The following is a 16,812-nucleotide window of genomic DNA, read 5'->3' on the forward strand; positions in this document are numbered from 1 at the left end:
GGCCAACCCCCGCACCCTCGTCCGATCCGCCTCCGTGCGCCCCGCCGTCCAGTCCGTCTCAGGACCCGGAGGCCGGTGAGTCCGCATGGAACTCACCGGTCGACGTTCTGAGGTCGACCGGATCGCGACCCTCGCAGTGCTCCCTCGGGAGTCCGCGATGGTCGTCGTCGGCGACCCTGGCTCCGGACGCTCCAGCGTCCTCGACGCGGTCTCGCACCGCGTCTCCATCCCCGTCGTCCGGCTCGGCGTCAACGGCTCCGAAGCCCGTTGGCCGATGTCGGGAGTGACCTCCCTGTTCACCGCCCTCGACGACCCCCGGGCCTCGGCGCACATCGCGCGCCTGGTCCGGAACGTCGACGAGGGCCTCGCCGCAGCGCACGACTTCCTCGACGCCGTGCACGCGCTGACGCTCCCGCCGACGCTCGTGCTCATCGACGACCTGGACCGCATGGACGCCGAGAGCCAAGAGCTCATCGCGTTCCTCGCGGGACGGCTCGCCGGCACGGCACTCCGCCTCGTGGCCACGGTCCGCCGTGTCCCCGCCGGCGGTCCGCTGGCGTCGCTGCCCATCCTGCGGCTCGAACCGCTGCAGCCGGACGAAGCACTCGTGCTCGCCCGGGACATGGCACCCGAAGAGGCGAACGACGGCGTCCTCGCCGTCCTCGCCGAGGAGACCGGCGGCAACCCCGGTGCCCTCCGCGAGCAGATCGGCGCACTCCGCCGTGAACAGCTCGTCGGCACCGAGCCGATCGTCGTGCCCCTGCGACCGACCCCGACGACCTCCGCAGCCGCGGAGCTCGTCCTCGAAGCCGCTGCGGGACGCGATCTGGACGTCCTCGCCCGGCTGGCCCTCGTCCCGACGGCGCGCGTCGCCGGCTGGGACCGTGACGCGATCGACGACCTCGTGGGCGCCGGCCTCGCCACGGTCCGCGGGCAGTCGATCTCCGTCCGTGACCCGCTCGTCCGCTCCGCGCTGTACTGGAGCATGCCCGCACGGGACCGCCGCGAGGCGCACGCCGAGCTGGCTGCGAGCGCCGCTGCCCACGACGACCGTTCGGCCGCGTGGCACGCGAGCTTCGTCGACGACGTCCCCGACGCCGCCGCGCTGCTCCGCGCCGCTCGTTCCTACGCCGTCGACGGCGACTCGCACGCCGCCGTCGCCCTGACCGAACGTGCCCTGCACATCGGCACGGGATCGGAAGCGGAGCACGTCGCCCTGCTGGGTGTCGCCGAGGTCCTCCTCGGACACAGGCTCCTCGGCTTCGCGGCGCGCTACCTGGCGGCGATCAAGCCGTTCAAGGAGCTCGCGGACGAGGTACGGCGGCTCCGGCTGCAGTACTCCGTCCAGTACCTCAGCGGCGACGCGGTCCACGCGGACGAGCTGATGGTGCCGATCGACACCGACGACGACAGCGAGGCGGACTCGCTCGCCGGGCTCCTGGCCATGGTGGCGTCCTTCCGGGCGGAGGCGTGGGAGCTCGACCAGGCCCGCGACCTGCTGCACCGGGCCGAGCTCTTCGAAGCCCGTGGTTCCGCACACACCGTGGAGATCCTCGGCACGGCGCGTGACCTCGTGTCCGCGGTCGACGGCACCCTGCCGCCGGACGCGGAGCTGCACGACGGCCTCGCGGCGCAGAAGCTCCTCGCGATGTCCGACCCCGCACTGCTGCTCCTCGCCCACGCGCTGAGCCTCGCCGAGCGCTACCGCAGCGCCCGCCGGGTCTTCGCGCTCGTCCTGGCCCGCGCCACGGACACCGCGCCGGTGTGGCTCGAGGCCGCCCGCTACCTGTCCGCCGAGAACGAGGTGCGCTCCGGGAACTTCCGGCAGGCGCTCCGCGCGATCGACGTGTGGGAGGCCGGCTCGGCCGTCGTCGAACGGCTCCGCGAACCGTCGCGGGCGATCGCCGTCGCGTGGCGGCACTTCGCCGAGGGCCGGTCCGCCGACGCCCTCGACGTCGTCGACCACTGCCTGCGGCAGCGTTCCACGAACCGGCTGTGGGGAGCGACGGCGAAGCTGTACGCCCTCCGTGGTCGCGTGCTGCTCCTCGACGGTCGTCTCGAGGAGGCGGCTGCGTCCCTCGAGGCCGCCGACGCCATCGGTCGCAGCCTCCGGAACCCGGCGGTGCTCCGGCACCTCGGCGACCTGGTGGAGGCGTACTCCCGGCTCGGCCGGACCGACGACGCGCGGAACATCACCGCGCGGCTCGCGGCCGACCACCACGCCCGGCCGTCCCGCTGGGGTGCGCTGGTCCTCGCGAGGAGCCTCGCGCTCATCGCGGACGACACCACGAGGGACACCTCGCGGCGTCGTGCACTGGAGATCTTCCAGCCCGCGGACTCGCAGTTCGAGCGTGCTCGCACCTTCGCGGCACTCGCCGCGATCGGTGTCCCGGCGGACCGTGCCCGGCTCGGTGCCGCGGCCGCGGCGGCGTACGAGGCCGCCGGTCTCCGACGTCCGCTCGCGACGCCGGCCCCGACCGTCGCGATGCCGTCGTTCGGCGGCACCGGCATCGGTTCCGGTCCGTTCACGGGCGGTGTGCGCTCCGGCGCGCTCCTGTCCGCGACGACCCCGATGACGCCGGGGACCCCGCGGAGCGCTCCGGACGCAGCGGCGGTGCTCACCTCGCTGACGGCGGAGGAGCGCGCGGTGGTGCAGAAGGTGACCGAGGGGTACCGCAACCGCGAGATCGCCTCGTCGCTCTACATGTCCCAGCGGACGGTGGAGCTGCGGCTCACGCAGATCTACCGGAAGGTCGGGGCGCGCTCGCGGTCCCACCTGGTCGCGCTGCTCACCTGATCGAGGACACGCGTCACCCCGGACGGGAGGCACGGTGCCAGCTGGCACCGTGCCTCCCGTTCGTCGTCTGCCCACGGTGCGGGCCGTTGCGCGACTCCGCACGCCACCGCGCGGTCTCGCACGGTGCGCGCGAAGAACCGCAACAAGCGTCGCGGAGCGTTGTCGGAGGGCGGCCCGGCCGGTGATGCTCGTTCTTGCACCGACCGCCGCGTCTCCCCGGAGGCCAGCCCACGGTACCCCGATCGGTACCCGAACCGTCGGCCCACGTACGCCGACGTCCGTCCTCGCCTGATCCGAGGACGGGCGCCGGTACGGGCCACGGCCCCGATCGCGTGGCAGACCCGAGCGGCGGTCGGTGCCGACCCCGCTCCCCCACCGCCTGCTTCCCCACCCGAAGGGACTCCCGATGTGCGGCATCATCGCGGCCCGCGTCTCCGACGACGCGACCCCGTACCTGCTCGACGGCCTCGAACGGCTCGAGTACCGCGGCTACGACTCCGCGGGCATCGCCGTGCGGACGGCCTCCGGCTCCTTCGAGACCATCCGGTCCGTGTCACGGGTGGGTGACCTCCGGACGCTCGTCGCAGCGCGTTCCGGTGACGCCCTCACCGGCACCGGCATCGGCCACACCCGCTGGGCCACGCACGGTGGCGTCTCGGAGCGGAACGCCCACCCGCACCTGGACTGCACCGGCCGGATCAGCGTCGTGCACAACGGGATCATCGAGAACGCCGAGCGACTGCGCACGATGCTCGAGGCGCAGGGACACGTGTTCCGCTCCGACGTCGACTCCGAGGTCATCACGCACCTCGTCGAGCGCGCCCTCGCCGTGGACCAGGACCTGATGCTCGCGGTGCAGATCGCGGCGGCACAGCTCGAGGGGTCGTGGGCGATCGTCGTCCTCGACGCCCGCAGTGGCCGGATGGTCGTCGCTGCCGAGCGTTCGCCGCTGGTCGTCGCCCGGGCTCCCCGCGGGGACTTCGTGGCGAGCGACATCGGCGCGATCGCCGAGTGGTGCGAGACGTTCGTGGCGCTCCGCGACGGTGACGTCGTCGAGCTCGGCGAGTCCTGGAACTGGTCCTCCGCCGGGGTGTCCGTCCCGGTGCCGTTCCCGACGCCCTCGCCGTTCGCGGCCGCGGCGCTCGAGCTCGGCGACCACCCGGACCACATGGCGAAGGAGATCGAGGAGCAGCCCGCGGTCGTCGCCGAGATCGTCGAGCGCATCGCCGCCCGCACCGCCGACGGCAGCATGTGGGTCGGCCTCGGGCTCCCCGGGTTCCACCGGCTCGCGATCGTGGCGTGCGGCACCTCGCTGAACGCCGGGCAGGTCATCGCGACCGCGCTCCGGGGCATCGGCGGCGTCCCCACCGACATCGTCGTCGCCAGCGAGGCGGACCAGGCGGTCCTCGGCCCAGGCACCCTGGTCATCGCGATCAGCCAGTCCGGCGAGACCGCCGACGTGCTCCGCGCCCTCGACCGATTCGGGGACGCGCACCCCGTCCTCGCGCTGACGAACAACGTGCACTCCTCCCTCGCCCGCCGCGCCGATGCGGTGCTCGACTGCCAGGCCGGCCCCGAGATCGGCGTCGCCGCGACGAAGACCTTCACCGCGCAGGTCGTCGTCGGCGTCGCGGCGATGATCGCGGCGCTCGTCGCCTCCGGGCGGATCTCCCCCGCCGAGGCCGCGGTCCACGTCACCGCGCTCCGCGAACTGCCCGCGCGCATCGAGCACGCCGGACGTGTCGCCGCCGACCGCATCCCGCTGCTGGTGTCGAGCGTCCGCGAGGCGACCGGGTTCCTGTTCCTCGGGCGGGGCGTCGGGCTGCCGTACGCCGCCGAGGGGGCACTCAAGCTCAAGGAGCTCAGCTACCGGTGGGCCGAGGCCTACCCGTCCGGTGAGCTCAAGCACGGCCCGCTGGCGCTCGTCGACGAGGGCACCCCCGTCGTCGTCATCGACCACGGCGAGCACCGGCTGCAGGCCGCGATCGCCGAGGTCCGTGCCCGCGGCGGATTCGTCATCACGATCGGTGGGCCCGGCTCGGACATCCCCGCGCTCGGGGAGACCGGACCGTGGGGTCCGCTCGAGGCCGTCGTGCCGCTCCAGATGCTCGCCCGCGAACTCGCGCTGCAGCTCGGCTGCGACGTCGACAAGCCGAGGAACCTCGCGAAGTCGGTGACGGTCGAATAGCGAGGCAGCCGCGCATGAACCGTCTGACGGTGTTCCTCACCGTCCTCACCGTGGTGGCCGTCCTGGTGACGCTGGTGGTCATCCTGGTGCTCCCCTCGGTGCTCTCCTAGCCGCATCTGCCACAGTTGCGGACGATGTCCTCCGTCCCGCTGATCTCGTCGGTCCCACTGGTGTCGTCTGCTTCGCTGGTGTTCGTCGCGATCCTGGTCGGTGCCGTGCTCCCGTTCGTCCCCGTGGTCGGACGGGTCGCCCGGATCGCCGCGACGATCGCGCACGAGGTGGGGCACTGCATCGTCGTCGTGCCCTTCGGCGGGCGGATCCGCCGCATCGACCTCCGCCCGGACGGCTCCGGTGAGGCCTGGGTGCAGCTCGGCGGTGTCCCCGGCGCGATCCGGTGGCTCGTCCGGGTGCTCAACCTCTACGCCGGGTACAGCGCGCCGCTCTGGGCCGGGGCGCTGCTGCTCACCGGGGTGCTGCACGGGTCGCGATGGCTCCCGGTCGTGGTGCTCGGCGTGATCGGGCTGGTCGCGCTCGTGTTCGTGCGGAACTGGTTCGGGCTGCTGGTCGTCGTCGGCTTCGACGCGCTGGCGCTCTGGGTGGCGCTGCGGCCGTCCGAGGCGACGGTGCTCGTCGTCGCCGCGGTCGGTGCGCTGTTCGTCGTGGACGGGCTGCGGTCGGTGGTGCAGGTCGCGCGCTGGCTCCTCACCGGCGCACGGGTGCAGACGGACTTCCACATCGCAGCCGCCGAGATGCGGCTGCCCGCCGGGCTCTGGTTCGTGCTGTTCGTCCTGGTGAACGGCGTCGCTGTCTGGCTCGCGCGGGGTCCCCTGCTCGAGGTCTGGGACACGATCGCCGCCGGCGTCCGCGCGCTCGTCTGATGCGCGTCGACTCCGTCGCGTCCGAGCTCCGGGCTGCACCCGCCGGCACGCTCCGAGACCGGTACCTGGCGTTCGTCGGGGAGCACGGGGACGCCGCGCTGTGGCGAGCTGGCGGCTCCGAGCACCTCACGGCGTCGTGCTTCGTGTTCTCGCCGGACCTGGCGCACGTGCTGCTCTGCCACCACCGCAAGGGCGAGTTCTGGGTGCAGTTCGGCGGACACCTCGAGCCGGACGACCCGTCGCTCGCCGCCAGCGCACGCCGCGAAGCACGCGAGGAGTCCGGCATCCCCGACCTCGAACTCTCCTCATCCCGCATCGTCGACCTCGACCGCCACGACCTGCACGGCGGGTTCTCCTGTGCTGCGCACTGGGACGTCGGCTTCGTCGCGGTCGTCCCACGCGACACCGAGACCACGGTCAGCGACGAGAGCGACGACGTCCGGTGGTTCCCCGTCGACGCCCTCCCCGACGCGCTGCCCGACGGCTTCGCTCGGCGGCTCGAGGGCGTCCTGTCGGCGGTCCGGGACGGGGTGCACTGACCCGAACGGTCACCGCACGCCGCTGGTCGTCCGCCGACCGCCGCCCGCCGGTCCACGTTCCGGTTCCTGGCCGTGACCGATCCGGTTCACGATCCCCGGGGATCGTGAACCGGATCGGTCACCGCGCAGAAGGAACCTGGGGTGCCGTGCCGCGCCGTGCCGTGCCGTGCTGTGCCGTGCCAGGTCGGCGCCGTCGAACACCGTCCCACCGGGATGCCACGGCCGCCCCCATCCCGTCGTAACCGGGGGCCGCAATGGAGTATCCGCAGAGCGAGGCCTGCGAGAGTACGGACAACAGATCATCGGAGGAATGCCATGTCGAACGACGACCACGGTTTCGCGACCGAGCAGGTGCACGGCGGGTTCGTTCCCGACGCCGGTCACGGTGCGAGGGTGCCCGCGATCCACATGTCGTCCGGCTTCCTCTTCGACGACTTCGACCAGGCGCGCGACCGCTTCGCCGGCACCGACGACGGCTACACGTACACCCGTCTCGGGAACCCCACGAACGGTGACGTCGAACGCCGCATCGCCCTGCTCGAACGCGGCTCCGAGTCGATCCTGGTGTCGAGCGGGCAGGCCGCGGCGACGGTGGCGTTCCTCGGGCTGCTGCAGGCCGGCGACCACGTCGTCAGCGCCCAGAGCATCTACGAGGGCACCCGCGGGCTGCTCCTCCAGAACCTCGGCCGGCTCGGCATCGAGGTGGACTTCGTCGCCGACGCGCGGGACCTCGACGCATGGGCGGCGGCCGTCCGTCCGAACACGAAGGCCTTCTTCGCGGAGACGATCCCGAACCCGAAGAACGACGTGCTCGACATCACCGGCGTCGCGGACACCGCGCACCGGGCGGGTGTCCCGCTCATCGTGGACAACACCCTCGCGACGCCGTACCTGGTCCGCCCGATCGAGCACGGCGCCGACGTCGTCGTGCACTCCGCCTCGAAGTTCCTCAGCGGCCACGGCTCCGGCCTCGGCGGCGTGGTCGTCGACGGCGGCACCTTCGACTGGTCCGCCTCGCCGGAGCGCTGGACGCACCTGACGAACCCCGAGCGGTCCCTCGGCGGACAGAGCTACGTGGAGAAGTACGGCAACCGCGCGTACATCGTCTTCGCGCGTGACGTCATCAGCTCCCGCATCGGCCCGACGCCGTCCCCGTTCAACGCGTTCCTGCTCCGCCAGGGCATCGAGACCCTCAGCCTGCGGGTGGAGCGGCACAGCGCGAACGCGCTGGCCATCGCCGAGTGGCTGGACCAGCAGCCGGAGGTGACGAGCGTCGACCACGCGGGTCTGGCCTCCAGTCCGTACCACGACCTGGCGCAGCGGTACCTGCCCCGGGGAGCCGGGTCCGTGTTCGCGTTCACGCTCGCCGGCGGTGAGCCGGCCGCACGCGACTTCATCAACGCGGTGCAGCTGTTCAGCCGGATGACGCACCTGGGTGACGTCCGGTCGCTCATCCTGCACCCGGCGACGACGACGCACGCCGGCCGCACGCCGGAGGAACGGGCCGCGCAGGGCATCGACGACGGCCTGATCCGTCTGTCGGTCGGCATCGAGGACGTCGCGGACCTGCTCCGCGACCTGGAACGCGGGTTCGCCGCGGTGCGTGGGGAAACCGGTCCGGAGGCTCGGCTCGGCTCCGGGACGGAGCTCGAGTCCCTGGGACACACGGTCCCGGAGCGTCACGTGATCGCGGAGGAGATCTGACGATGGCGGACCTGCAGCACTTCGGGTACTTCTTCTCGCGCGGGTTCGGCCCGCAGGCGTGGGGGCGGTCCGACTGGGACTGGGGCCACGACTGGACGAAGCCGGACCTGTACCAGCAGTCCGTGCGGGCGCTGGAGCAGGCCGGGATGGACCTGGTCATCGCGGAGGACGCGATCTCGCTCGGGAACCCGTCGACGCTCGACCTGCGCATCCGGCAGGCGTACGGCGGCCCGAAGCACGACCCGCTGCTGCTCGCCCCGTACCTGTTCGCCGCGACCTCGCACATCGGGATCGCGCCGACCGTGAACGCGGGGATCACCCCGCCGTACCTCGCCGCACGGCAGTTCGCCACGCTCGCGCACCTGTCGTCGGAGCGCCTCGGCATCAACGTCGTCACCGACGTCGGCAGCGCCCGGCACGCCGGCCTGCCGCCGCTCCCCCACGACCAGGCGTACGACCGCGCCGAGGAGTGGATCACCCTGCTCCGCCGGTTCTGGCACTCCTGGGGGTCCGACGGGTACGTCGGATCGCGTCCCGACTGGCACTTCGCGGACGGGCACGAGCTCGACGCGTTCCACCACGAGGGCGCGTACTTCACCGCCGACGGGCCACTCAACGCGCTGCCGCTCGACTCCGATCCGATCGTCGTCTCCCCCGGCGGCTCCGGCCGCGGACTCGGGTTCGCCGGGACCCATTCGGACGTCCAGCTCGCGCTGGCGCCGCTGTCGGCGTCCGCGGTGTCGGACTACCGGGCGCGCGTGCTGTCGGCCGCTGCGGACGCCGGGCGCTCCCCGGACGAGCTCCGCATCCTGTTCGTCCTGAAGCCGGAGATCGCGGTGTCCCAGGAGGAGGCCGATCGCATCGTGGAAGCCTCCCTGCACCCGTCCGACGACGACCTCCGCACCGCCGCCATCGCGTGGTCGAGCGACTCCGAGACCGACCTGCTGGCACTCGACCTCGACGCCCCGATCCCTGCAGGGACCTTCGGCGACCACGTCTCAGCGGGGACGATCCGGGGCCTCGTCGGTGACACACCGGACGCACCGCTCCGCGAGCTCCTGACGCGGAAGGCCCGCAAGGGGCGGGTGTCCTCCCGCTCGGGCTTCGTCGGGACCGCCGGGGAGTTCGCGGACTTCATCGAGGAGCTCGGCGCGGACGCGGAGAACGACGGGATCATCTTCTCCGGCGACCTGCACCCGGCCCAGGTCTACCGGATGTTCGGCGACCTGGTCCCGGTGCTGCGGCAGCGCGGACTCCTCCGGCGCGAGTACGGCGCCGGAGGGATCCGCGCGAACCTGTTCGACTTCTGACGGCGTCAGTGGCGGATCGGGTCCACCACCGAGGACTCCTCGGTGTCGCGGACGTCCTCGGCCGTGCGGAGGATCTCCTCGCGCGGGGACGCCGAGTTGATCGCCCAGTAGTAGATGATCAGCGAGAAGACGGCGACCACGACGATGTCGATCCAGAGCGGGAACACCGGGTTCGTCAGCGGACCGAAGTCACTGAGGAACACGATCAGCCCCATGCCGACCAGGTAGGGCAGCAGCCACTGGGCCGCCTTCCAGTCCCACCGCGGCCGGACGCTCGAAGCACCGCGGAACACGTTGTTGAGGATGATCACCGCGGCGCCGATCAGGATCGCGACGCCGAGCTTCCAGTCGGTGTCCCACCCGGTCCAGAGGATGATGAGGTTCGCGACGATGAACGCGATCGGTGAGAGCACCGTCGCCGCGGGCATCCGGTACGGACGCTCGATCTCGGGGATCCGCTTCCGGAACGCCCCGAGTGCGAGCGGCGCCCCGGCGTACATGAGCACCGACGCGCTCGTGATGAGGCTGACGAGCCCCTGCCACGACGGGAACGGCGCGAAGCAGGCGCACCCGACGACGAACGCCGTGATGAGACCGACCCACGGCACGCCCTGCTTGGTCGTCCACTCGAACGCCTTCGGGAAGTAGCCGTTGCGGCTGAGGCCGTAGGAGATGCGCGACGTCGCCGTGACGTAGATCAGGCCGGTGCCTGCCGGCGAGATGATCGCGTCGATGAAGATGATCACGGCCAGCCAGGTGATGCCCGCCGCCATCGCGATGTCCGCGAAGGGACCCGTGTACTTCGTGAAGTCCGCGGTCGCCCACGAGCCCTGGATCACCTCGGGTCGCAGCACGCCGAGGAACACGACCTGCAGCAGCAGGTAGATCACGAGGCCGATGAGCACCGACCCGATGACCGCGCGCGGGATGTCGCGCTTCGGGTTCTTGGCCTCGCCGGCGAGCTGGTCCGCCTGCTCGAAGCCGAGGAACGCGAAGATGATGCCCGACGTCGACACCGCCGCGAGGATGCCCTTCGCGCCCTCGGGCATGAAGCCGTCCGCCGCCGTGAAGTTCGAGCCGTGGAAGCCGCTGAACGCCAGGACGATGATGACGAGCAGTGGGATCGCGACCTTCCACCACGTGGCGGCAGAGTTCGTGTTCGCGAGGATCTTCACGCTGAGCAGGTTGATCACGGTGACGACCGCCATCAGCAACACTGCGACCGCGATGCCCGCGCCCGTCAGCAGCTGCTGCGTCTCGCCGTCCACCGTCGTGGTGTGCAGCCAGGGGTGCGCGAACTGCCAGTGCTGCGCGTACTTGATCATGGCCTCCACCTCGATCGGGGCGACCGTGACCGACTGCAGCCACGAGAACCAGCCGAACGAGGCTCCGGCGACGCCGCCGAAGGCGATGTGGGGGAACCGCGCTGTTCCACCCGCGATCGGGAACATGCCGCCGAGTTCGGCGTGCACGAGTGCGAGGACGAGGATCGCGACCCCGCCGATGAGCCACGAGATGATCGCCGCGGGGCCGGCGGTCTTGAGGGCTTCCTGCGAGCCGAAGAGCCAGCCGGAACCGATGATGGATCCGGTCGAGGCCCAGATGAGGCCGATGAAGCCGACGTTGCGCTTCAGCCCGGAATCGGGCAGCGCCTGCGAGGTGGATGTAGCCACAGTTGCTCCTGTCGAGATGAACCACGGCCCCTTTGCAGGGGTCGTGGTCATCGACTCTGGCACTGTGCGGCGTTCTCGGACGATTTGTTAACGAGGTGGAAACAAATGCCCTGTATAAGCACTCAGGCTAGGACTTCTTGGACTTCTTCTTGTCGCTCTTCTTGTCGGCCTTCTTCTTGTCGGCCTTCTTGTCGCTCTTCTTGTCGGCCTTCTTCTTGTCGGCCTTCTTGTCGCTCTTCTTGTCGCTCTTCTTGTCGGACTTCTTGCCGTCGTCCTTCTTCTTCTTGCCGCTGTCCTGCTTCTTGCCGCTGTCCTGCTGCTTCGACTTCGAGCTCGGTGCAGGCGCAGGCTCTGGCACAGGCTCGACCTCTGGCTCGTCCGGAGCATCCACGCCGTCCACCGGCTCGACGACGATCGCCGCACCGGTGTCCGCGAGGACGTCGACCGGCTGCTCGGTGAGCTCCGACGCCAACGCGTCCTCCACCCGTTCGACGGTGAGCTCGGCGGCGTCCTCGGCGAGGCGCACGAGCGCGGACGCGGCGCGGAGCCGGGTCGTGCTCTTCCGCGCGAGCACATCGGCCCGAGCGCCTTCGAGGAACGCCCGGAGCGAGCGCTCGACGGCCGATCGGCCCCGGGGCGCGGAACGGTCGAGACGGTCGAGCTCGCCGGCGACCCCGGACACGTCGTCCTCGACGTGCTCGTGCCGGACGGACTCGATGAGTGCGGCGACGGCAGCGGCAGCGCGCTCGACGGCGGCGCTCCGCTGGTCGAGGACGACGAGCATCTCGAAGGTCGAGCCGTACGAGACGGTCTCGAGCCGGACCGGTTCGGCGCCCCTCCCCCGGATCACGAGGCGGGCATCGGGCGTCGGCAGCCAGGCGGTGAGCGCAGCGACCGTGGCGACGGACCCCACGATGCGCTCGTACTCGGCCAGGCCGACTCGTTCCTGCTCTCGCAGCCGGACACGGATCGCGATCTCCTGCACGACGGGACCTTCCACTCACGGGCGCCGGCGTGTTCCTGCGCCTGGTGCGGAGCGTAGTCCTAGAGCGTCTACAAGGTGAAAAGGACCACCCCAAACTCGGTTCAGCAACCACCCGGCACTTAGTTCTTCACGCCGACGTCGCACCGAAAAGCTTGTCCACACCTGCCCAGCCAGCTAGTTTAGGAGAGGTTAAGACTGGCGATACTCAAAACAGTGCGGCATTATTGACTCATCGAAGTCGAAAGGGCCCGCGCCTCAGCCACGTTCAAACTTTGACCCCGGTTGCCTCGTGACTACCGATAAAACGGCTACTCGGCCGGTAGGCTCGCGGTCCACGGGGTCCCGCCCTTCGTCGGCGGACACCCTCCAGATTGTCACCTGATCTCCATAAGCCTGGGCTGTAAGGAGACAGGCTAGAGCGAAGAGTTTGGGACCCAGTGGCACTAGGGCCACGCGGTAAGACGACACGAGTGAATGAACGACGCTCTCGACCTTATGCACGATATCGAACGGCCGCATCAAGTCGTAATCGACAACGGCCAACTCACCAGACCGCATAAGCTGATTATTATCGTGCACTACGCGATCTTGGAAACGTTCATCATCGCTGCGAGCGACAAAAGCAATAGTCTTCGACGGCTCGAGAGTTTCAAGGGCAGCCAAAGCGAGCACGTTTTCGAAACCCAAGCCTATGACGCAAGCTACGGGGGCGCTAGGGTCACTTGCCCACCCCTCGAAAGAGTCGAGCGGTCCGTTCACCATCACAGTTTCATCTGACGCGCTGGAATGCGAATCGAAGCTTGCCGCGGAGTATAAGAAGTCGACACGAAGCTCCCGCTCACTGCCTACAACATCGAGAACGCGGACGATTCGCGAGAGACGGTCTCTATCAAACGAAGAGACATCAATCGCTATCGCCTGAGTCCCCGAACTTGAGAGAACAAACCGGATATCCCTCTCCAGCACGGAGGCGAAATCGTCTGCGGAAGATGGCCGACGAAGAACAGCGTGCTCGTCAAAATAGGAAACATTCTCCAAATATCGAGAACTCTCAGGACCTGCGTATGCGTACGCATAGACCATACCAAACCGCTGCTTCATTGCTCGCGCTACATACGACGAGCGGGTCTCGTATCCGCATGCCGCTATCAGGGCAGCGTACCGGCCAGTGGCTGGATTATGAACGAAAACGAACTCAGCCTCAGACATCGTCGACTCCGAAATCGAGAAGCGTCGGCTGCTCCATGCTGATGTTTGCTCTACGTCTCAGAGCTTGAGTCTGACCAAGTATTGAATCACCTTCGAGGAGCTTCCAGAGTGCCACAGTCTTGGCTTGCCGAATTGGCAGCCCGTAACGCGGAGCGAGCAGATAAGAGAGGCGATAGTGACGACCAAGCACCGACTCCGAGACGGGCTGCGAGGAATTGTCACGAGGAATATGAATGATGGCTCCCGTGTTGACAGCTTGAACTAGCAACGGATGCAGCCGAGCGGGAAACTTTTCATCCACAAAGAAGCCTCCCGCCACATCTGCACTGAACGCATCCAGAACTACCCTGCGATGGAGAGCCGATCCAATGGCGTCGATCAGGTTGACCATGGTGACTGAACGACTTCCCAGCCGCATGCCTTTCTGCGCATGCAGAAGCGCAAGGAAACGAGTTGTGGTAGCTTCGATGGCAGCGGCCTGAGCTGCTCGTGACAGGGGAAGCCCGCTATCTGACGAAACGCGAGCTAAGATCTCCCTCACCAAGATAGTCGACATCCTTGGGTTACCGTCAGCAAGCGCGAGCAAAGTCAGCTCACCACTATAAAGCTCTCGACTAGCCTGAGTGTCAACTCTCGCACCTTGCCGGTAATGCGAGCGGACGACCGCCAAGTTACGAATCTTTCGGATCCGAGAGGCCCTCGCAGCGGGTGACAAATCACCAAGTCGATCGAGGTCGACGCTACTTGCACTCAAATAGGCGGAAAAACTGGGATCCGTCTCCTGGAGCCAGTGCATCGCATTCCATAGACGCGACCCCCTCCGGTATGGGTCTAAACGCCCTCGCATACGGCCACCCCTATCGCCGGAATCAAAGAGGCTTTCGCCTAGAACTGTTCGTGGGGACACGGAGGGCGGTTGACCAACTGACGATCGCAAGCGTTCGAAGAAATGGCGAGCCAGTTCGTCTGAGCGGTCGGGCGTTGTAAGCGGAATCAATTCGAGGTCTTGGCCATGAGTAGCACCTATCTCCCCATTCAGCAGCCGCGTCGATTTGATAACAGGTGAGAGTGACAGCTTGAATTGAAGATAAGGCTCCTGCCCGCGAAGTCGAGCCAGAATATCTTGGACGATGTGCGGCGGGGCCAACTCAAGTTCATCGAACAGCATAGACCACTTTCGGTCTCTCTCCCCTGCCGCAATGTTTACCATCTCTGCAAGTTCCGAAACGGCTACGAGCGGATTTAAATACGCCCACTCGGGGAGACGCTCGCCTTGACGAAGTCGATACCGGTACGTGCCCAACTCCGCGACTTGGTCGCCTAACGCCTGGTAGAGGTTACGAAGAGAGGGACTGATTCTCGGCAGCTTGAAGAGGCGCGAGGCTCTACTCGCAAGGTCGACCTCGGCAGAACGATCCAACCTCAAAGGAAGGTGTTGTGCCTCGACTATCGGTTCGCTGTCGAACCGTCCCAATCGCCCTAGGATCGTCTTTACGAAGGCACGCCCGATGTGCAGCCCATAGGCCGCCGCGCCGAACGATGCTACGGCGTCGCTTGGCACGTTTGATATCTGCTCCCCCCACATCGCGTCGACTCCGACGAACACGCCCACAGCGCGCACGCGATCTCGGGACTCGATACTCTCCAACCCGCCCCATGCTTCAAGTGCTTCGGAAGTAAGCATTTTGAGCAAAGTCGTCTTACCGCTGCCTCGTGGCCCCACCAGTATCGCATTACCTGAGTCCCGAAGTACAGGGTAGGCGGCGGGCGGCACAAACGACTTTGCTACCTCGCGGGGCGAGAGTTTCGTAGCGTTGTAAGAGAAGATGGGAAACCCAACCTCAAGGCTTTCCGTAAGGGTCATCACTACACCGTTGCTTTCGTGAGAGCGAACTCGCGTATGCTTCCGTTCGTGTGTGTACTTACTTCAACCTTGGGTGAGCCGGTTCGTAGATAGTTAATTAGCCGCCGTCGATCATCGAAGGTCAGGTACTTCAAGCGCGGTTCGAACTTCTCAAGGTCGGCTTCATCCATGAGTAGTTTCTTCGATACTTCAATGCGAACAGAGGCAGCAAACTGATGGATATTCGCTTTCCAGCCAAACCCTGAAACGCCGGGTAGATCGTCCGACGCAATCGCTTCCGTCCACCCGATTGGACTATGCGTCCATGAGTAAACGCTGCCAAATTGCCCACCCAGTCCCGGGGCAGCTTTGCTTGATGGTTCTAGTTCTACGACATGAAATTGATGTCGCACCTTGTCAGCAAAGGAACTTGTACCCAGGTCCGCTGAAAAAGACGACGACGATATCAACGGAGGTGCATCGCCGTAGCCACTTGCATATTGAAGCCACCCGCGATGCTTATGTCCGTGGATGATCAACCAGTCACCGTAATCAGCGAGAGCGCGAAGCACCTGCTCGTGCCCTCGAGACGAACTTGTTTCCTCGGTATCGAAACTGGGGAGTTGATTAAGATGATGGTGCGTCAACAGTATCTTGTATGGTGCCAGCGAATCAAGACTGTCCAACGACGTCTTTATATATTCGGGCAGGTAATCCGCAAACCGCCCATGCTCGGACTCTTTTTGCCCTTTGGGTATGTAGCCATGAAACGCGGACGAGTTGGCCGTAACCACTACTAGTTCATCATTGACAAAAACCGCATGTTCTTGAGCAAAGTAGTGGTCCCTGTCAGCCGTGGTTCCAAAAGGAAACGGCGGATTTAATCCCATTAAGCTTTGCTTCGGCGAGACACTTTGCGTGGCCCGGGAATCGTAATCATGGTTACCAGACGTTGCAACCAGCGGTATACATAGTTGCTCCGCGAGCCAATGGAGGTCACCCCACACCTTCGAAAGCGCTATCCCGCCCGCTCGGTCGGTCATGTCTCCTGCGACCACCATTAGGTCAAGACCTTCTGGGAAACGCTCTCGCACCGTAGTTAGGCACTGGTTAAATAGCGCTCTTGGCGCGCCCATTTGAGCATAGTTAATTGCTACTGAACTTCGCAAGGCTTTCGGGTCGTCGATAGCGTGCAGATCAGAAACCAAGAGGATGCGAACTGACTTTCCCAAGATGGTGTTCCTTCAAACTGAAGCAAAGATGCGCTCGGTGATAGTCCGCGAGCTTCCTACGTGTGACCCAAGTGAACTATGGCGCGTAACGTCTAGCGTACGAAACCCCGGATACAAGGAGAGCACATCGGGGTGGCTCGAGTTAGTGACAATGACGGACGCTCCTAGGTCCCTTAGTCGCGCTGCTTCGCGCGCCAGAGCAATTTGGGAATCCCATGAAAAAATGTCGTGCGTATATTCTATGAACGGCCGAACCGGCCTCCCTCGCGAATACGGAGGGTCCAAGAATACGAAATCGCCAGCGCTAGCATTGATTGTAGTCTTAGCGTAATCGCCTGTGATGAGCAACACTGACGACTGATTCAGATAAGACGAGACTCTGAATAGATTCTGCTCATCAATCTCGCTAGGCGTCTTTGGGGTCGCCCAAGGGACATTGAACGTGCCCTTTTTA

10 protein-coding genes are annotated in these 16,812 nt (G+C 66.8%); 6 read left to right on the plus strand and 4 right to left on the minus strand.

Annotated elements, in window-relative coordinates; all coding sequences use genetic code 11:
• Positions 1–85 precede the first annotated feature (85 nt).
• From EDF27_RS15030 to EDF27_RS15055, 6 genes are all read left to right on the plus strand, one after another.
• Complete coding sequence (locus EDF27_RS15030; RefSeq protein WP_132049671.1) at positions 86–2,797, plus strand: LuxR family transcriptional regulator; 2,712 nt, start codon at positions 86–88, stop codon at positions 2,795–2,797.
• Positions 2,798–3,203: 406 nt separating this feature from the next.
• Positions 3,204–4,985, plus strand: a complete 1,782-nt coding sequence (gene glmS / locus EDF27_RS15035; protein ID WP_132049673.1) for a glutamine--fructose-6-phosphate transaminase (isomerizing) — start codon at positions 3,204–3,206, stop codon at positions 4,983–4,985.
• 134 nt (positions 4,986–5,119) lie between these two features.
• The gene (locus EDF27_RS15040; protein WP_132049675.1) at positions 5,120–5,863 is read left to right on the plus strand and encodes a M50 family metallopeptidase; all 744 of its coding nucleotides are present in this window, start codon (positions 5,120–5,122) and stop codon (positions 5,861–5,863) included.
• On the plus strand, positions 5,863–6,402 hold the full coding sequence (locus tag EDF27_RS15045; protein ID WP_132049677.1) for an NUDIX domain-containing protein: 540 nt from the start codon (positions 5,863–5,865) through the stop codon (positions 6,400–6,402). The genes EDF27_RS15040 and EDF27_RS15045 overlap by 1 nt, the downstream gene beginning before the upstream one ends.
• A 315-nt stretch (positions 6,403–6,717) precedes the next feature.
• Complete coding sequence (locus EDF27_RS15050) at positions 6,718–8,106, plus strand: PLP-dependent transferase (RefSeq protein ID WP_243698377.1); 1,389 nt, start codon at positions 6,718–6,720, stop codon at positions 8,104–8,106.
• A 2-nt stretch (positions 8,107–8,108) separates the two neighbouring features.
• On the plus strand, positions 8,109–9,416 hold the full coding sequence (locus EDF27_RS15055) for an LLM class flavin-dependent oxidoreductase (RefSeq protein WP_132049679.1): 1,308 nt from the start codon (positions 8,109–8,111) through the stop codon (positions 9,414–9,416).
• Between the two features lie 5 nt (positions 9,417–9,421).
• Here the strand turns inward: EDF27_RS15055 and EDF27_RS15060 are convergent, their stop codons facing one another.
• The 4 genes from EDF27_RS15060 to EDF27_RS15075 form a co-directional block, all read right to left on the minus strand.
• The gene (locus tag EDF27_RS15060; protein ID WP_207909643.1) at positions 9,422–11,089 is read right to left on the minus strand and encodes an APC family permease; all 1,668 of its coding nucleotides are present in this window, start codon (positions 11,087–11,089) and stop codon (positions 9,422–9,424) included.
• A gap of 127 nt (positions 11,090–11,216) precedes the next feature.
• Positions 11,217–12,074, minus strand: coding sequence for a hypothetical protein (locus EDF27_RS15065; protein ID WP_132049681.1), 858 nt, complete (start codon positions 12,072–12,074; stop codon positions 11,217–11,219).
• 1,201 nt (positions 12,075–13,275) lie between these two features.
• The gene (locus EDF27_RS15070; RefSeq protein WP_132049683.1) at positions 13,276–15,147 is read right to left on the minus strand and encodes a hypothetical protein; all 1,872 of its coding nucleotides are present in this window, start codon (positions 15,145–15,147) and stop codon (positions 13,276–13,278) included.
• A gap of 2 nt (positions 15,148–15,149) precedes the next feature.
• On the minus strand, positions 15,150–16,358 hold the full coding sequence (locus EDF27_RS15075) for a metallophosphoesterase (RefSeq protein ID WP_165931515.1): 1,209 nt from the start codon (positions 16,356–16,358) through the stop codon (positions 15,150–15,152).
• Between the last annotated feature and the right edge of the window lie 454 nt (positions 16,359–16,812).

Source organism: Curtobacterium sp. PhB136, from assembly GCF_004346855.1.
Classification (GTDB): domain Bacteria; phylum Actinomycetota; class Actinomycetes; order Actinomycetales; family Microbacteriaceae; genus Curtobacterium.

Coding starts and splice junctions, on each gene's coding strand:
- EDF27_RS15055 (WP_132049679.1), top strand. CDS start 8,109: ATGGCGGACCTGCAGCACTTCGGGTACTTCTTCTCGCGCGGGTTCGGC.
- EDF27_RS15030 (WP_132049671.1), top strand. CDS start 86: ATGGAACTCACCGGTCGACGTTCTGAGGTCGACCGGATCGCGACCCTC.
- EDF27_RS15050 (WP_243698377.1), top strand. CDS start 6,718: ATGTCGAACGACGACCACGGTTTCGCGACCGAGCAGGTGCACGGCGGG.
- EDF27_RS15040 (WP_132049675.1), top strand. CDS start 5,120: ATGTCCTCCGTCCCGCTGATCTCGTCGGTCCCACTGGTGTCGTCTGCT.
- glmS (WP_132049673.1), top strand. CDS start 3,204: ATGTGCGGCATCATCGCGGCCCGCGTCTCCGACGACGCGACCCCGTAC.
- EDF27_RS15045 (WP_132049677.1), top strand. CDS start 5,863: ATGCGCGTCGACTCCGTCGCGTCCGAGCTCCGGGCTGCACCCGCCGGC.
- EDF27_RS15070 (WP_132049683.1), bottom strand. CDS start 15,147: ATGACCCTTACGGAAAGCCTTGAGGTTGGGTTTCCCATCTTCTCTTAC.